Origin of the sequence: Kitasatospora phosalacinea (assembly GCF_000716545.1) — a bacterium.
In the GTDB taxonomy this organism is placed as follows: Bacteria; Actinomycetota; Actinomycetes; order Streptomycetales; family Streptomycetaceae; genus Kitasatospora; species Kitasatospora phosalacinea.
Genome location: NZ_JNWZ01000006.1, coordinates 1 through 16,860, shown reverse-complemented (window position 1 = coordinate 16,860; position 16,860 = coordinate 1). Strand labels below are relative to the sequence as shown.

Below are 16,860 nucleotides of genomic sequence, written 5' to 3'. Positions count from 1 at the left end.
CGGACCGGGCGGGAGGGATTCCCCGTGACGGACGTCGGGCGGCATCCGCGCGGCCCGGCGGTCCTCGTCGGCGAACTGCCGGACTTCGGCCGGGAAGGTGCGCGGCGGGGCCGACATTCGCCCGGTTTGTGAGGTGTGTCATGCCGCACCCCGCCCGGCTTGACCCGGCGGGGCGGGGCTGGTCTCCTGGTGGGCCGTCAGAGTCGCCCAGTCGCAGAGGACCACCGTGCGATCCCGCCGTACCGCCGCCGTTGCCGTCCTGTTGCTCGGCCCGCTCGCCCTCGCCGGGTGCACCAGTGGCGGGAAGGGGGGCGGTGGCGCCAGCGGCAGCCCGGGGACGGTCTCCCGGGGAACGAACCCGCTGCAGAACCCGGACGGGACCAAGCCCGGCCTGGCGCCCGTCACCAGCGACACCGACCGGCAGGCCGGGCGGGACCTGATCGCCAAGGTGAAGACCGCCGACCCCGGCCCGAAGACCGGCTACGACCGCGACCAGTTCGGGCCGCCGTGGACCGACAGCGTGGACGGCGTGCCGATGGGGCGCAACAACTGCGGGACGCGGGACGACGTGCTGGCCCGGGACGGCAAGGACGTCGAGCACAAGGACGGCTCCGCCTGCGTGGTCACCGGGATGACCATCTGGGACCCGTACACCGGCAAGACGGTGCGGTGGAACAAGCAGCAGGCGTCGAAGATCCAGATCGACCACGTGATGCCGCTGTCCTACGACTGGCAGCAGGGCGCCGCGCAGTGGGACAAGGGCAAGCGGGTGCAGATCGCCAACGACCCGCTGAACCTGATCCCCGCCGACGGTTCGCAGAACGCCTCGAAGGGCGACTCCGGCCCGGCCACCTGGCTGCCGGCCAACACCGAGGTGCGCTGCTCGTACGCGATCCGGTGGGCGCAGGTGTCGCTGAAGTACCAGCTGCCGGTGACGCCCGCCGACAAGAAGACCATGCTCTCGCTGTGCGGCGGCTGAGCCGGGGCCACCGGGCCGCGCGGGCGTAGGCGCGCGGCGGCCCGGGGCCGTCCGGGGCTCCCCGGGGAGGGGAGTCCGGACGGCCCCGGGCCGCCGCGGTGGTCTGCCGGGTCAGCCGCCGGACTTGGGCGTCGCGGTCAGGTCGTACATGGTGGTGCTGCCGACCGTCTTGGCGGTGTAGGCGGACTCCACCCAGGAGGCGATCTCCGAGGAGTAGTTGGAGCCGCCCATGCCGCCGCCCATGCCGCCGCCGCCGATGAACCAGTGCACCTTGCCCTCCGCGACCAACTGCTTGAAGCCGTCGAGCGAGAGCGACGGGTCACTGCCGTTGAAGCCGCCCAGCGCCATCACCGGCTCGCCGGCGGCGAGTTGGTAACTGGCCTGGTTCTGCGAGCCGACGGCGGCCGCGACCCAGGTGTACCGGTCGGCGTCCTGCTTGAGCAGCTCGGCGACCTCGGACGAGACCCGGGCGCCGTCCAGCAGGCCGCCCATGCCGCCGCCGCCCATGCCGCCGCGGCCGTCCCGGAGCTCGCCGGCGGTGCCGCCGGGGAAGGTGCCGGTGCCGCCGGTGCCGCCGGTGCCGCCCGGGAAGGTGCCGGTGCCGCCGGGGAAGGCGGGCATGCCGCCGTTGCCGTTGCCGCCCGTGCCGCCGGGGAAGTTGGGCAGGTTGGGCAGGTTGCCGGTGCCGCCGTTCTGGCCGCCGCCCGGGAAGCCCGGGAAGTTGCCCGTCCGGCCGCCGCCACCGCCGCCGGGGAAGCCGCCCCGACCGCCGCGGCCGCCGAAGCCGCCGCCCTGGACCGCCGGGCCCGCGGTGACGATGGAGCCGCTGTGACCGGTGGAGACGGTGTCGAGGGCGTACGCGGCGGGGCCGGCCAGGCCCGCGGCGAGGGCGGTGAGGCCCGCGACGGTGGCGATCCGGCGCCCGGCGGGGCCGGCGATCCGGCCGGAGAGCAGCAGGGCGATCGCGGCGAGGACGCCGCCGACCAGCACCGCGCTGCGCAGCCACGGCACGAAGTCGGCGCTGCGGCCGAGCAGTCGGTACGCCCACCAGGCGGTGACCAGGACGGTCACGGCCAGCACCGCGGCGTACGGCAGGCGGTGGCGGACCTTCCACAGGCCGTCCGCGCCCATGCCGACCAGGGCGGCGACCGCCGGGACGAGGGCCACCGTGTAGTACTGGTGGAAGATGCCGGACATGAAGCTGAAGGTCAGCGCGGTGGAGAGCAGCCAGCCGCCCCAGACCAGGAAGGCGATCCGGGCCGAGTCGGTGCGCGGGTGGCGGCGGGTCGCCCACAGGCCGAAGACCAGCAGGATCAGCGCGGCGGGCATCAGCCAGGCGATCTGCCCGCCGATGTCGCCGTCGAACAGCCGGGTGATGCCGGTGGAACCCCACATGCCGCCGCCACCACCGCCGGGGGAACCGCCCCGGCCGCCGCCACCGCCGCCCACCGAGCCGGTCTCGTCGCCGGTGATCCGGCCGAAGCCGTTGTAGCCGAAGGTCAGCGAGAGGAAGGAGTTGTCCTGCGAGCCGCCGATGTACGGGCGGGCCGAGGCCGGCATCAGCTCGACGATCGCGACCCACCAGCCGCCGGCCACCACCATCGCGACGGTGCCGTACAGCAGTTGGCGGAAGCGGCGGCCCAGGCCGGCGGGCGCGCAGACCAGGTACACCAGGGCGAACGCGGGCAGCACCAGGAAGGCCTGCAGCGTCTTGGCGAGGAACGCCAGGCCGAGCACCACGCCAACGAGGACGATCCAGCGGGTGGAGGCCGTCTCGGTGGCCCGGACGACGCCGTACGCGGCCAGCGTGAGCAGCAGCACCAGCGCCGCGTCCGGGTTGTTGAAGCGGAACATCAGCGCCGCGACCGGGGTCAGCGCCAGCGCGGCGCCGGCCACCAGGCCGCCGAGCGCGGAGAAGCGGCGGCGCACCGTCGCGTACACGGCGGCGACCGTGCCGACGCCCATCAGCACCTGCGGGGCCAGCACGCTGAACGAGCTGAGGCCGAGGACCCGGGCGGACAGCGCCATCGGCCACAGGGCCAGCGGCGGCTTGTCGACGGTGATGAAGTTCGCCGAGTCCGAGGACCCGAAGAACATCGCCTTCCAGCTGACCGAGCCGGCCTGGACGGCGGCCGAGTAGAAGGAGTTCGCCCAGCCGGAGGCGGTCAGGTTCCAGAAGTACAGCACCGCCGTCGCCAGCAGCAGGCCGAGGAAGGCCGGACGCACCCAGCGCGGGTCGTCCGGGCGGCCCCGCCAGGCGCGGGCGGGCAGCGTGCGCAGCCGGCCCGCCCAGGAGGCCCGGCCCCCGGGGCCGGCGGGCGGCAGCGCGACCGGCGGGAACAGCGTCTCAGCGGGCCGCTCGCGTCCGGCCCCGGCGGGCGGGAGCGGCGCTGCGGCGGGCCACTCGGTCGGCCCGGCGGCGTCGGCCGCGGCCGCCGGTGGCGGGTAGTTCGCGGCGTCGGGCCACGGCTCGCTGGTCGGGGGAACGGAACTGGACGTGGTCATGGGCAATACGCTCGGAGGCCCGGCTGAGAGGTTGATGAGAGCCGGGTATGAGGCCGCTCTAATCTCCCGGCGAACGGGTGACGTACGCCTCGGCGAAGGGCTCCGGCGGCGGGACGGCCGAGCCTGACGGGCCGTCAGCCCGCCGCGTGGGCCGCCGTTCCCGCGCCCGCGGCCGGGCCCGGGGAGGGCGGGGACAGGCGGGCGCCGAGCCAGGTGAGGGCGGGCGGGATCTCGCGCGTCCAGGTGTGGAAGTTGTGGCCGCCGCTGTCCAGCGTGATGGTGGACAGCCGGGTCGGCTCCTTGAACGCCTCCACCATCTGCCGGGTGGGCTGGTAGTTCTCCTCGTTGCGGCTGGTGGCCAGCAGCAGCGAGACCGGCGGCGCGGGCTGGGTGCGCAGCCGCCACAGCAGGTCGTTCTCCTGCTTGACCTGGTCGCTGCCGCCGAACAGGTCGCCGGTGGTCGGGTCGTTGTGCACCTCGTAGTAGCCGGACAGCGCGATCGCCGCCCGGTACGAATCCGGCTTGCGCACCGCGAACTTGACGGCGCAGTAGCCCCCGGTGGAGTCGCCGATCACGGCCCGCGCCTCGGGCCGGTCCTCGACCCGGTAGGACGCCGACATCGCCTTCGGCAGGTCCACGGTGAAGAAGGTCTCCACCTGCGGGCCGCCCGGCACGTCCATGCACTCGGTGTCGCGGTTGCCGACCAGGGTGGGCCGCATCATCACCAGCACGGTGGGCGGCAGCTCCTTGGCCTCGATGGCCTTCAGGGTGGACGCCGGGTACTGCAGCAGCGAGATCAGCTTCTCCGGCGTGCCCGGGTACCCGGACAGCGCCAGCACCATCGGGAACCGGCTGTTCGCGTACTCGGGCTGGAAGTACTGCGGCGGCAGGTAGACGTACGCGGGGGTGCCGGTCAGCCCGGAGGCGACGCCGTGGATCTCGACCTTCTGGATCACCCCGGAGCGGTCCTGCGCGGAGCCCTGCGCGGAGTACACCTTCTGCTCGCCCGTCACCGAGACGGCCTTGCCGCCCGGCTGGTGGTCGACCACGGTGCCCGGGCTGCCGTCCAGGCCGAGCAGGTCGCTCCAGGTCGAGTAGAAGCCGAAGTACGAGTTCGCGACCAGCCCCATCGCGACCAGCACCGCGACCTGCGTCCCGAGGAACGCCCCGATCCGCCCGAGCCAGGCCCGCCAGCCCCGCCCGCCCAGCCGGGGCCACAGCCACATGGTGGCGGCGAACGCGGCGACGGCCACCAGGGTGGCGATGATCTGCAGCGGGAGTCCGGTCAGGCTGGGCACTCGATGATCGTAAGGTACGTCTTCATCGAACTCACAGTCGGGGGCCGCCGGTGCGCGGTGCGGCGTCAGCCCAGGCTGTTGTGGATGGTGTTCAGCAGCGTGGAGTTGTCGTCGTCGTTCTCCAGGGCGAAGGCGAACATGCCGCCCAGGCCCTTGCTCTTCGCGTACGCGGCGCGGGCCTGGATGGCCTTCGGGTCGTCACCGGTCCAGAAGTTGGTGCCGTCGTAGACCCAGGTGCTCTCGGTCACCGGGTCCCAGTGGGTGTTCTGGGAGGTGAGGGTGAGCTCGCGCCAGCTGGCCAGGCCGGCCTCCTGGCTGCCCGGCTTGGCCGGGGTGGCGCCGGTGGCCTTCTGGTACAGGCCGTAGTTGTTGCCGGCCTGGACACCGGTCCAGCCGCGGAAGTAGAACGGGATGCCGAGGATGATCTTGTTGGACGGGAAGCCGCCCTTGATCCCGTACTCCGGCAGGCCGGTGGTGTACGCGGCCAGCGTGGTGTCCACGTTGTACTTGGCGGTGCCGGGGGCGATCGGCGCGGTCGGGTCGGCCGGGCTGTCGTGCAGCGGGTCCTGGAGGTTGGTCGGGCCGGTGGCGTCCCACGAGCCGTGCATGTCGTACGTCATGATGTCGGCGTAGTCCAGGTACGAGCCGATCTTGTCGGTCTCGATGTACTGGATCTTGTCCTGGCCGGACGGCAGCGCCGCGGTGAGCAGGAACTTCTTGCCGACGCCGGCGCCGTACGCGTCGAGCTGGCTGCGGAACTCGGCGAGCAGCGCGGTGAAGTTCTGCTTGTCGGCCGCCGAGTAGTGGTTGCCGGTGTGGCCGCCGGCCGAGCCCGGGTACTCCCAGTCGATGTCGATGCCGTCGAAGACGCCCGCGGCGCTGGCCGCGCCGCCGGAGGCGTCACCCGCGACGCCGGTCGGCAGGTTGCCCTTCAGGAACATGTCGATGCAGGACGAGACCAGCTTCTTGCGCGAGGCGTCGGTGGCCGCCGCGTCGGAGAAGTACTTGGAGTACGTCCAGCCGCCCAGCGAGAGGGTGATCCGCAGGTTCGGGTTCTTCGCCTTGAGCTGGCGCAGCTGGTTGAAGTTGCCCTTCAGCGGCTGCTGCCAGTCGTCGGTGGAGCCGTCGACCGAGATGGCGTTGGAGAAGTCCATCTGGTAGTCGGCGTACGCGTCGGCCGCGCCGTCGCCCGCGTTCGGGTTGTCCTCGTGGGAGGCGTCCGAAGCCTTGACCGCCTCGAAGCAGTTGAGGTTGGTCGGGTGGATGTTCTCGAACGCGTAGGAGATCACGTCCAGTTTGGCGCCCGCGCCCGAGGTGTCCACGTTCTTCGGGTAGTAGGCGGCGTCGTACACCGACCACTGGTCGAAGTACGCCGACTTCAGCGGCTTGGTGGTGGCGGGCGCGGCGGCGGTGGAGGTGGTCACCGCGGCGGACTGCTGCGAGGCGTGCCCGGCCTTGTCGTACGCCTGCACGGTGAAGGTGTACGAGGTGTTCGGCAGCAGCGAGGAGACCGCGATGCTGGTGCCCATCGAGGTGCCGACCAGCTGGCCCTTCGACCACACCTTGTAGCCGACGTAGTTGTCGGTCGAGTCGGTCGAGGCGCTCCACTTCAGCACCACCGCGTTGGCGGTGGTCCTGGTGACCGACACCCCGCCCGGCACGGTGATCTTGCCGTCGCCCGCCGGGCCGTTGCCGGTGCCCGAGCTGGAGCTCGCGGACGGCGACGGGGAGGCCGAGTTGGACGGGCTGGGGGAGGCCGAGTTCGACGGGCTCGGCGAGGCCGAGGTCGAGGTGGAGGCCGACGGGCTCGCCGAGGTGCTGCCGCCGGTCGACGCGGACGGGCTGGTGGAGCCGCTCGCCGGGCCGGTCAGCACCAGGTCGTCCGCCTGGTAGGCGCCGGTGCCGTACCAGCCGTGGGTGAACACCGTCACCGAGGTGGTGGAGGCGCCCGTGGTGAACGTGGTGCTCAGCTGGGTGTAGGCGGTGGCGCCGGGCGTCCAGGTGGACGCGTTCACGCCGGTGCCGGTGGCGCCCAGGTACACGTAGCTGCCCTTGAGGAAGCCCGAGAGCGTGTACTTGGTGTTCGGCTGGACGGTGACGGTCTGCTGGCACTGGCCGGTGTCCGAGGCGGTGGCGTTGCCGTTCAGCGCGTACGACCCGCCGTGCGCGGGGGTGGTGACCACCGAGCCGTTGGTGCAGGTCCAGCCGTTCAGCGAACCGGCCTCGAAGTCGCCGTTCGCGAGCAGGTTGACGGTGGCGGCGGAAGCCGAACCGAGCGAGAGCGCCAGGGCGGTGGAGCCGACGGTCATGGCGGCGGCCACCACGAGGGCGCCTGCGCGCCGCCGGGAGGGAGCCCGACGCGGAGTCGACTCAGGTGCGGGCGTGGCCCGTTCGAGCATGGAGGAACCTCCGGAGAAGTGGGGTTGTCCGGTAGGTGCGGCGGCCGTGGGGACCAGGTGGGAGCCTGCGCGCTTGGGGTGAGCGCGTCACCTAGATTGGACTGGACCATTCGCCCGGGTCAAGGACTTCGACCCGTGAACCGTCAGGAAGCTTTCCGAACAGTCCCTCCGGGCCCCGGTCCCGCCTCCGGCTCGTAGTTGCACATGACTTGCAATTGCGTCCGTACAAGCGGAAGGATGGCCCGGCTCGCAGCCCGCACGTCACCACCCCGGAGGGAACTTCCATGGCAGCGCCCAGTCGTCTGCGCGATCGGCTCACCCGGGAGGAGTGGATCCGGCTCGCCGGGATGGGCGGGTTCGTCCTGCTCCTGCACGTGGTGGGGTGGGTGACGCTGCTCGCGGTGATCGCGCCGGAGCACTACGACGTGGGCGGGCAGGTGTTCGGGGCCGGGATGGGGCTGACGGCGTACACGCTGGGGATGCGGCACGCCTTCGACGCGGACCACATCGCGGCGATCGACAACACCACCCGGAAGCTGATGGGGCAGGGCAAGCGTCCGCTCTCGGTGGGGTTCTGGTTCTCGCTGGGGCACTCGTCGATCGTGTTCGGGCTGTGCGCGCTGCTGGCGTTCGGGATCAGGTCGCTGGCGGGGCAGGTGGAGTCGGACGACTCGACGCTGCACGACGTGACCGGTCTGATCGGCGTCAGCGTCTCCGGGACGTTCCTGGTGCTGATCGGCCTGATCAACCTGGGCGCGTTCAACGGGATCCTGAAGGTGTTCCGGCGGATGCGCCGGGGCGACTTCGACGAGGCCGAGCTGGAACGGCAGCTGGACAGGCGCGGGTTCCTGAACCGGATCCTGGGGCGGGTCACCCGGGCGGTGACCAAGCCGTGGCACATGTACCCGGTGGGGCTGCTGTTCGGGCTGGGCTTCGACACCGCGACGGAGGTCTCGCTGCTGGTGCTGGCGGGCGGCGCGGCCGCGTTCTCGCTGCCCTGGTACGCGCTGCTGGTGCTGCCGGTCCTGTTCGCGGCGGGCATGAGCCTGCTGGACACCATCGACGGCTCGTTCATGAACTTCGCCTACGAGTGGGCGTTCTCCAAGCCGGTCCGGAAGATCTACTACAACCTGACGGTGACCGGCCTGTCGGTGATCGTGGCGCTGGTGATCGGTGTGATCGAACTGCTCCAGCTGGCGTCCGAGAAGCTGGAGATCACCGGCGGCCCGGTCGGCTGGATCGGCTCGCTGGACCTGAACGTGGTCGGCTACGTGATCGTCGGCCTGTTCGTGGTGACCTGGGCCGGGGCACTGGCGTTCTGGAAGTTCGGCCGGGTCGAGCAGAAGTGGGGCGCGGGCCTGCGCGGCGAACAGGCGTAGCGGGCGGGCGGTGGTGGCGGGGAGGGGCGCCCGGCGGGCGCCCCTCCCCGCGTGTCGGGAACTGTTCACGCCGGCACCCTTGTCGCGTCAACTTCTACGCGCGTATCTTCTGGACTTGGATCTACGCGAGTAGCCAGACAGGGCCGGTCCGAGCGCCCGGGCGTCCGAGCCGGCCCTGGCAGCCAGCCTCCTGACGAACCCTCACCACCACCCGGAGCCGCCCGGCGGCGCCCGGGCCACGGCCTTGCCACGAAGGAGCCCCGCAACGGTGCCCAGCCCCACTCCCGCCCGCCGCTCCCGCCGCGCCCTGCTGCGCGTGACCGCGACGGCCGCGGTCGCCGCGTCCCTGTTGGCCGTCCCGCTGCCGGGCGCGTCCGCCGCGCCGTCCACCGGGGTGGTGATCGCCGAGGTGTACGGCGGCGGCGGGAACTCCGGTGCGACGCTGAAGAACGACTTCATCGAGCTGGGCAACCCGTCCGGTGCGGCCTTCGGCCTGGCCGGCTACAGCGTGCAGTACCTGCCGGGCAGCCCGAGCGCCTCCAGCCAGTGGGGCGTCACCGCGCTGAGCGGGTCGGTGGCCCCGGGCGGGCGGTACCTGATAGCCGAGGGCGCGGGCGCCGGCGGCACCGCGGACCTGCCGGCCGCCGACGCGAGCGGCAACCTGGCGCTGTCCGCGACCAGCGGCACCGTCGCGCTGGTCGACGGCACCGCCGCGCTGACCTGCAAGACCGCCGCGGACTGCGCGGCCGACCCGCGGATCGTCGACCTGGTGGGCTTCGGCACCGCCGTCGTCCGCGAGGGCGGCCCGGTGACCGGGGCGTCCAACACGGCCTCGGTGGCGCGCGGCGCCTCGCTCGCCGACACCGACGACAACGCCCAGGACTTCGCGGCCGGCGACCCGACGCCCGCCAACTCCAAGGGCGGGAGCACCGGCGGCGGCACGACCCCGCCGACCACCCCGCCGACCACCCCCGGTGACCTGCGGATCCACGACGTCCAGGGCACCACCCGGGTCTCGCCGAAGAACGGCCAGACCGTCACCAACGTCCCGGGCGTGGTCACCGGCGTGCGCGCGTACGGCACCAAGGGCTTCTGGATCCAGGACCCGAACCCGGACGCGAACCCGGCCACCAGCGAGGGCGTCTTCGTCTACACCGGCTCCGCCAACCCGACCGTGAAGGTCGGCGACTCGGTGCTGGTCACCGGCAAGGTCAGCGAGTACTACCCGAACAGCTCGGGCGGCTCGCAGTCGATCACCGAGCTGACCGGCCCGAAGACCACCGTGCTCTCCGCCGGCAACCCGGTGCCCGCGCCGGTGGTGCTGGACGCCGCGAACATCCCGGCCGCCTACGCCCCCGACGCGGGCGGCGGCTCGATCGACGGCCTGCCGCTGGACCCGGCGAAGTACGCCCTCGACTTCTACGAGTCGCTGGAGGGCACGAACGTCCAGGTCGCCGACGTGCCGGTGGTGCAGGCCACCGACAAGTACAACGAGCTGTGGGTGGACGCCAGCGCGGCCGACCCGCGGACCGGGCGCGGCGGCGTGGTGTACCTCGGCTACGACCGGCCGAACAGCGGCCGGATCATGATCCAGTCGCTGCCACCGCTGAGCGAGGTGCCGTTCCCGGCCGCCAACGTCGGCGACGAGCTGACCGGCGCCACCGCCGGCCCGCTCGACTACAACCAGTTCGGCGGCTACACGATCGCCGCCAACACCCTCGGCGCGGTCGAGGACAACGGGCTGCGGCGCGAGGTCGCCGACCGGGCGCTGCCCAGCGAACTCTCCATCGCCACCTACAACGTGGAGAACCTCGACCCGAGCGACGGCGCCGACAAGTTCGCCGAGCTGGCCCAGGGCGTCGTCACCAACCTGCGCTCGCCCGACATCATCGCCCTGGAGGAGATCCAGGACGACAACGGCGCCGTCAACGACGGCACCGTGGACGCCTCGGTGACGATCAGGACCTTCGTCGACGCCATCAAGGCGGCCGGCGGCCCGACCTACGACTGGCGCTCCGTCGACCCGGTGGACGGCAAGGACGGCGGCGAGCCCGGCGGCAACATCCGCCAGGTGTTCCTGTTCAACCCCGACCGGGTGTCCTTCACCGACGTCCCCGGCGGCACCTCCACCACCGCCGTGGACGTCACCGGCACCGGCAAGCGCACCGCGCTGACCGCCTCGCCCGGCCGGATCGCCCCGGAGGACGAGGCCTGGAACTCCAGCCGCAAGCCGCTGGTCGGCCAGTTCAGCTTCCACAACAAGCCGGTCTTCGTGATCGCCAACCACTTCAACAGCAAGGGCGGCGACCAGGGCGTCGACAGCCGCTTCCAGGCCCCCGCCCGCTCCTCCGAGGTGCAGCGGGTCAAGCAGGCCGCCCTGGAGCAGGCGTTCGTCGCCAAGCTGCTCAAGGCCGACCCCGACGCCCGGATCGTCTCGCTCGGCGACTTCAACGACTACCAGTTCTCGCCCGCGCTGCAGACCCTCACCAAGGACGGCGTGCTGCGCGACCTGGTGAACGACCTGCCCGAGAGCGAGCGCTACTCGTACGTCTACCAGGGCAACTCGCAGGTGCTCGACCACATCCTGGTCAGCGACGCGTTCAAGCGGCAGCACGTCCGCTACGACGTGGTGCACATCAACAGCGAGTTCGCCGCCCAGGCGTCCGACCACGACCCGCAGGTGGTCCGGGTCAAGCCCTGACGGCCCCCGTTCCGGCAGCCCCCGCCCGGCCCGGCGGGGGCTGCCGCCGTTCCGGGCGGAGCCGGAAGTTACCGGCGGGTTGACCGCGGGGCGCGCAGGCCGCAGGATCATGGCACCCCGAGCCAGGTCTGGAAGGACGCCCCGCATGGTCTACGACGCCGACGTCATCGTGATCGGAGCGGGCCTCGCCGGCCTGGCCGCCACCGCCGAACTCGCCGACGCCGGACGGAAGGTGCTGCTGCTCGACCAGGAACCCGCCGGCTCGCTCGGCGGCCAGGCCCACTGGTCCTTCGGCGGCCTGTTCCTGGTCGACTCGCCCGAGCAGCGCCGGATGCGGATCAAGGACTCCCGCGACCTCGCCTGGCAGGACTGGCTGGGCACCGCCGGCTTCGACCGCGAGGAGGACGCCTGGCCGCGCCGCTGGGCCGAGGCGTACGTCGACTTCGCGGCCGGCGAGAAGCGCGCCTGGCTGCACGGGCAGGGCGTCCGGCTGTTCCCGGTGGTCGGCTGGGCCGAGCGCGGCGGGCTGCTGGCCTCCGGGCCCGGCAACTCCGTGCCGCGCTTCCACATCACCTGGGGCACCGGCCCCGGCATCGTCGAGCCCTTCGCCCGCCGGGTCCGCGAGGCCGTGAAGGCCGGACGGGTCGAACTGCGCTTCCGGCACCGGGTCACCGGCCTCGCCGCGAGCGCCGGCAGCCTGGACACCGTCACCGGCGAGGTGCTCGCCCCGTCCGCCGTGCAGCGCGGCGAGGCCAGCTCCCGCGAGGTCGCCGGGCACTTCGAACTGCGCGCCCAGGCCGTGGTCGTGGCCTCCGGCGGCATCGGCGGCAACCACGACAAGGTCCGCGCCGCCTGGCCCGAGCGGCTCGGCACCCCGCCCGCCAAGCTGCTCTCCGGCGTCCCCGCGCACGTCGACGGACTCATGCTGGACGTCGCGGGCGCGGCCGGCGGCAACCTGGTCAACGGCGACCGGATGTGGCACTACACCGAGGGCATCGAGAACTGGAACCCGATCTGGGCCAGGCACGGCATCCGGATCCTGCCCGGCCCGTCCTCGCTCTGGCTGGACGCCACCGGCAAGCGGCTGCCCGTCCCGCTGTTCCCCGGCTTCGACACCCTCGGCACCCTCGAACACATCATGCGCACCGGCCACCAGCACACCTGGTTCGTGCTCACCCAGAAGATCATCGAGAAGGAGTTCGCGCTCTCCGGCTCCGAGCAGAACCCCGACCTGACCGGCCGCTCGATCCGCCAGGTCCTCGGCCGCGCCCTGCCCGGCGCCACCGGCCCGGTCGAGGCCTTCAAGCAGCACGGCCCGGACTTCGTGGTCGCCGACACCCTGGAGGAACTCGTCCGCGGCATGAACGAGCGGCAGGGCGACGCCCCCGCCATCGACGGCGCCGAACTGCGCCGCGAGATCGAGGCCCGTGACCGCGAGATCGCCAACCCGTTCAGCAAGGACCTCCAGGTCACCGCCGTCCACGGCGCCCGCCGCTACCTCGGCGACAAGCTGATCCGCACCGCCAGCCCGCACCGCCTGCTCGACCCCAAGGCCGGCCCGCTGATCGCCGTCCGGCTCAACATCCTCACCCGCAAGTCGCTCGGCGGCCTGCAGACCGACCTCGACTCCCGCGTCCTGCGCGCCGACGGCTCCGTCCTGGACGGCCTCTACGCGGCCGGCGAGGCGGCCGGCTTCGGCGGCGGCGGCATCCACGGCTACCGGTCCCTGGAGGGCACCTTCCTCGGCGGCTGCCTCTTCTCCGGCCGGGCGGCGGGCCGCGCTGCGGCGGCCGCCACCGCGTAGCGGGCCGTCAGCGGCCGGTCGTCCCGTCGAGCTGCTCGCGCAGGATGTCGGCGTGGCCCGCGTGCCGGGCGGTCTCGCTCGTCATGTGGGCCAGCACCCAGCGCACCGAGCGCGCCGCCCCGGCCACCGGCGCGGCGGTCGAACGCGACGGGTCGGCGCCCCGGAGGACCGCGTCGCTCGCCGCACAGGCCCCCCGGTAGTCGGCCAGCACCCGTGCCGCCGTCACGTCCTCCGGGACGGCCATGCCGAAGTCGACGTCCCGGTACTGCTCCTGGCCCGCGACGTGGTACCCGAACCAGTAGCGCTCGCCGTCCGTCAGGTGCCGCACCAGGCCGAGCAGGTTCGTTCCCGTCGGCACCAGGACGCGGCGCAGCTGCTCCTCCGTCAGCCCCTCGGTCTTCTTCAGCACGCACTCCCGGGCGAAGGCCAGGAAGGCGAGCGCGGTGTCGAGTTCGCCGCCGTCGGCGAGGGGGACGGGGCGGCGCTGGCTCTCGATGTTCGTCATCCCGCGAACCTAACCGGGGTCCGCCCGTCCCGCACCGGGGTTTCGGGGGCGGTCCGCGGATCACCGAGAATGGGCGGGCGAGCGGAGGAGGCGCGGTGGCGGAGTTGGACGGGCGGCCGGTGACGGCGGCGCAGTTGCAGGTGCTGGCGCTGACGAACTACGGGCACTTCACCACCATGCTGGTGGAGGACGGCCGGGTGCGCGGGCTGGGGCTGCACCTGGAGCGGCTGGAGCGGGACTGCGCGGCGCTGTTCGGGGTGGTGCCGGACCGGGAGCGGGTGCGGGAGTTCGCCCGGCGGGCGGTGCCCGCGGCGGGGACGGCGGCGGTGCGGGTGACGCTCTTCGACCCGGCGATCGACCTGGGCAGCATCGGCGGGAAGGCCGAACCGCGGGTGCTGGTGACGGCCCGTCCGGTGGGCAGCGGGGTGCCGGGCCCGATCCGGGTGCGGACGGCGCGCTTCGAACGGGAGCTGCCGGAGGTGAAGAGCGTGGCCCTGTTCGGGGCGCTGCGCCAGCGCCGGCTGGCCCAGCAGGCCGGGTTCGACGACGTGCTGTTCGTGGACCGGGACGGCGGCGTCACCGAGGGCGGGACCTGGAACGTCGGCTTCCTGCGCGGCGGCGAGCCGCTGTGGCCGCGCGGGGCGTACCTGGCGGGGACGGCGATGACGCTGCTGCGGGCGGCGGTCGGGGGCGCCGAGGAGCGGATCGGGCCGGACCTGGCGGGGGTGGAGGCGGTGTTCGTGACCAACGCGGCGGTCGGGGTGCGCCCGGTGGCGGCGGTGGACGGGCGGCCGTTCGACACCGCCGGGGCGGCGCGGCTGCGCGAGGCGTACCTCGCGGTGCCGGGGGAGCGGCTGTAGGCCCCGTCCGGGGAGGTTTTGCCATCACATGGTCCGATCATGTGCTGCGCAAGACCGGCGCGATGACGGTCGTTCACCGCCCATCAGGGCGCAGGCCACCGGCCGCTGACAGTCTCCCGCGCATGGATATCCCGAACATGGGCGTGCCCGCCGAACTCGCCGCCCGCATGAGCATGGCCGAGCAGCACGAGTACCTGCGCGGCAAGCTGTCCCGCCGCACCCTGCTGCGCTCCAGCGCGGTCGCGGTCGGCGCGCTGGCCGTCGGCGGGGCACCGGGCTCCGGCACGGCCTTCGCCGACCAGTCGGCGAAGCCCGGCTCCGCCACCGCCGACGTGGACGGCTCGCTGGTCGCCCCGACCGGCCGCCACCTGCAGTTCGGCGCCGACGCGGGCACCCAGATGCGGGTGTCCTGGCAGGTGCCGGCCGCGGTGAAGAAGCCGTTCCTGCGCTTCGGCCGCCACCCCTGGGAGCTGAGCCACAAGATCGAGGCCGAGGTCCGCGCGCTGCACACCCCGGCGCTGGTCGACGGCGCCACCCCGGTCGACCAGTACTACCCGCACGTGGAGCTCGACCACCTGCAGCCCGGCACCACCTACTACTACGGCGTCGGCCACGAGGGCTTCGACCCGGCCTCGCAGCAGGCGATCTCCACCCTGAAGACCTTCACCACCGCGCCGCCCCGCAACGGCCGTCGGGGCCGCCCGTTCGAGCCGTTCACCTTCACCGCCTTCGGCGACCAGGGCGTCTCCACCCACGCGGCCGGCAACGACAACGTGATCCTGGCGCAGAACCCGGTCTTCCACCTGCACGCGGGCGACATCTGCTACGCCGACCCGATGGGCCAGGGCCTGGACAGCGACAGGTCCGCGTTCAACGCGCTGACCTGGGACGCCTTCCTGGCGCAGACCGAGCCGGTCTCCGCGAGGATCCCGTGGATGGTCTCCTACGGCAACCACGACATGGAGGCCTGGTACTCCCACAACGGCTACGGCGGCGACGACGCCCGCTTCACCCTGCCGGCCAACGGCCCGGACCCGCGCAAGGCCCCCGGCGTCTACTCCTTCAGCTACGGCAACGTCGGCGTGGTCTCGCTGGACGCCAACGACGTCTCGTACGAGATCCCGGTCAACTTCGGCTACACCAACGGGCAGCAGACCCGGTGGCTGGAGCGAAAGCTGCGCGAGCTCCGGGCGGACGAGTCGATCGACTTCGTCGTCGTCTTCTTCCACCACTGCGCCTTCTCCACCACCCACCAGCACGCCTCCGAGGGCGGTGTCCGCGAGGCGTGGGTGCCGCTGTTCGAGAAGTACCGGGTGGACCTGGTCGTCAACGGCCACAACCACGTGTACGAGCGCACCGACGCGATCCTCGGAAACAAGGTCAACAAGGCCGTGCCGAGCGGCGCGACGGTCGACCCGACCAAGGACGGCGTGGTCTACGTGACCGCCGGCGCGGCCGGGCGCAGCCTGTACTACTTCGACGCCCCCGACACCTACGAGGGCCACGAGAACCACCAGGACGAGGTGGTCACGTACCACTTCGAGAAGGGCGCGGTGAAGGTCCCCGAGACGGTCGGCTGGTCGCGGGTCCGCTACACCGGCTACTCCTTCATCAAGGTGGACGTCACCCCGGCGCACCGCGGCGCGAACACCACCATGGAGGTGACCGCGCTGGCCGAGAACGGCACCCGGATCGACCACTACTCGATCGTCCGCCGCGCGGGCCGCAGCGAGCACGGCCACTGACGGCGGGTCGGCGCCCGTCCCGGGGCCCGGTGCCGCCGGGCCCCGGGGCGGGCGCCGTCTAGGGTGGGGCGGTGAGCACCGCCCGTTCCGTCCTGCTGTTCGTGCTGGCCGCCGCCCTGGAGATCGGCGGCTGCTGGCTGGTCTGGCAGTCCGCCCGCGAGTCCCGCCCGTGGTGGCTGGCCGGGCTCGGGGTGGTGGCGCTGGGCCTGTACGGCTTCACCGCAGCCCTCCAGCCGGACGCGAACTTCGGCCGGGTGCTGGCCGCGTACGGCGGCGTGTTCGTGGCCGGTTCGCTGCTGTGGGGCGTCCTGCTGGACGGCTTCCGGCCCACCCGGTGGGACGTGGCCGGGGCGCTGGTCTGCCTGGTCGGCGTCGGCGTGATCATGTACGGGCCGCGCCGCTGAGCGGTCCGGCGCGGCTCAGGACGCGATCCAGCGCCAGCCGTTCTTGTCCACGCAGACGATGACCCGGCCGGAGGCGTCGGTGCCCGACACGCCGTGGTCGGAGGCGCGGCAGAACTGGCCCGCCTGGTAGCAGTTGCCCGCGTTGGACAGCGGGTGGCAGCCCGCCGCCTGCTGGGTGCGCGTCGGCGTCGGCGTCGGCGCGGGCGGCTTGCTGGTGGTGCGGGCGGTGGTGGGGGTGGCGGCGGCCTTCGGGGCCTGGGTGGTCGGCTCGGGCGTCGGGG

Annotated in this window: 11 protein-coding genes and 1 pseudogene; 7 read left to right on the top strand and 5 right to left on the bottom strand. The window is 72.9% G+C overall.

The annotated features are described in order from the left end of the window. Positions 1-226: 226 nt before the first annotated feature. On the top strand, positions 227-979 hold the full coding sequence (locus tag OO48_RS04370) for an HNH endonuclease family protein (protein WP_033212951.1): 753 nt from the start codon (positions 227-229) through the stop codon (positions 977-979). A 111-nt stretch (positions 980-1,090) separates the two neighbouring features. Here the strand turns inward: OO48_RS04370 and OO48_RS04365 are convergent, their stop codons facing one another. The 3 genes from OO48_RS04365 to OO48_RS04355 form a co-directional block, all read right to left on the bottom strand. After that, positions 1,091-3,484 carry an ArnT family glycosyltransferase gene (locus OO48_RS04365; protein ID WP_033212949.1) on the bottom strand — a complete coding sequence of 798 codons (2,394 nt, stop codon included), beginning with the start codon at positions 3,482-3,484 and terminating at the stop codon, positions 1,091-1,093. Between the two features lie 134 nt (positions 3,485-3,618). Further along, complete coding sequence (locus tag OO48_RS04360; protein WP_051731722.1) at positions 3,619-4,782, bottom strand: alpha/beta hydrolase; 1,164 nt, start codon at positions 4,780-4,782, stop codon at positions 3,619-3,621. Positions 4,783-4,847: 65 nt separating this feature from the next. Further along, the gene (locus OO48_RS04355) at positions 4,848-7,106 is read right to left on the bottom strand and encodes a glycosyl hydrolase family 18 protein (RefSeq protein ID WP_033212948.1); all 2,259 of its coding nucleotides are present in this window, start codon (positions 7,104-7,106) and stop codon (positions 4,848-4,850) included. A gap of 359 nt (positions 7,107-7,465) precedes the next feature. On the opposite strand from OO48_RS04355, the gene nicT reads away from it, so the two are divergent. The 3 genes from nicT to OO48_RS04340 all read left to right on the top strand — a co-directional run bounded on the left by nicT (position 7,466) and on the right by OO48_RS04340 (position 13,065). Further along, positions 7,466-8,560 carry a Nickel transporter NicT gene (gene nicT / locus OO48_RS04350; RefSeq protein WP_033212947.1) on the top strand — a complete coding sequence of 365 codons (1,095 nt, stop codon included), beginning with the start codon at positions 7,466-7,468 and terminating at the stop codon, positions 8,558-8,560. Between the two features lie 268 nt (positions 8,561-8,828). Further along, complete coding sequence (locus tag OO48_RS04345; protein ID WP_081951909.1) at positions 8,829-11,261, top strand: endonuclease/exonuclease/phosphatase family protein; 2,433 nt, start codon at positions 8,829-8,831, stop codon at positions 11,259-11,261. A 145-nt stretch (positions 11,262-11,406) separates the two neighbouring features. Beyond that, positions 11,407-13,065, top strand: a complete 1,659-nt coding sequence (locus tag OO48_RS04340) for an FAD-binding dehydrogenase (RefSeq protein ID WP_033212946.1) — start codon at positions 11,407-11,409, stop codon at positions 13,063-13,065. Positions 13,066-13,072: 7 nt separating this feature from the next. Here the strand turns inward: OO48_RS04340 and OO48_RS04335 are convergent, their stop codons facing one another. Further along, positions 13,073-13,570, bottom strand: a complete 498-nt coding sequence (locus OO48_RS04335) for a DinB family protein (protein ID WP_033212944.1) — start codon at positions 13,568-13,570, stop codon at positions 13,073-13,075. 95 nt (positions 13,571-13,665) lie between these two features. Here OO48_RS04335 and OO48_RS04330 point away from each other — a divergent pair, with 95 nt between their 5' ends. From OO48_RS04330 to OO48_RS04320, 3 genes are all read left to right on the top strand, one after another. Beyond that, positions 13,666-14,430 (top strand): aminotransferase class IV, encoded by a 765-nt coding sequence (locus OO48_RS04330; protein WP_033212943.1) that lies wholly within the window; start codon positions 13,666-13,668, stop codon positions 14,428-14,430. A gap of 122 nt (positions 14,431-14,552) precedes the next feature. Next, positions 14,553-16,175 carry a purple acid phosphatase family protein gene (locus tag OO48_RS04325; protein WP_033212942.1) on the top strand — a complete coding sequence of 541 codons (1,623 nt, stop codon included), beginning with the start codon at positions 14,553-14,555 and terminating at the stop codon, positions 16,173-16,175. Positions 16,176-16,246: 71 nt separating this feature from the next. Beyond that, positions 16,247-16,579, top strand: a complete 333-nt coding sequence (locus OO48_RS04320; RefSeq protein ID WP_033212941.1) for a YnfA family protein — start codon at positions 16,247-16,249, stop codon at positions 16,577-16,579. Positions 16,580-16,594: 15 nt separating this feature from the next. On the opposite strand, the pseudogene OO48_RS04315 reads toward OO48_RS04320, so the two are convergent. Further along, positions 16,595-16,860: pseudogene (locus OO48_RS04315) on the bottom strand (hypothetical protein); the annotation flags it as partial.

Coding starts and splice junctions, on each gene's coding strand:
- OO48_RS04365 (WP_033212949.1), bottom strand. CDS start 3,484: ATGACCACGTCCAGTTCCGTTCCCCCGACCAGCGAGCCGTGGCCCGAC.
- nicT (WP_033212947.1), top strand. CDS start 7,466: ATGGCAGCGCCCAGTCGTCTGCGCGATCGGCTCACCCGGGAGGAGTGG.
- OO48_RS04340 (WP_033212946.1), top strand. CDS start 11,407: ATGGTCTACGACGCCGACGTCATCGTGATCGGAGCGGGCCTCGCCGGC.
- OO48_RS04325 (WP_033212942.1), top strand. CDS start 14,553: ATGGATATCCCGAACATGGGCGTGCCCGCCGAACTCGCCGCCCGCATG.
- OO48_RS04335 (WP_033212944.1), bottom strand. CDS start 13,570: ATGACGAACATCGAGAGCCAGCGCCGCCCCGTCCCCCTCGCCGACGGC.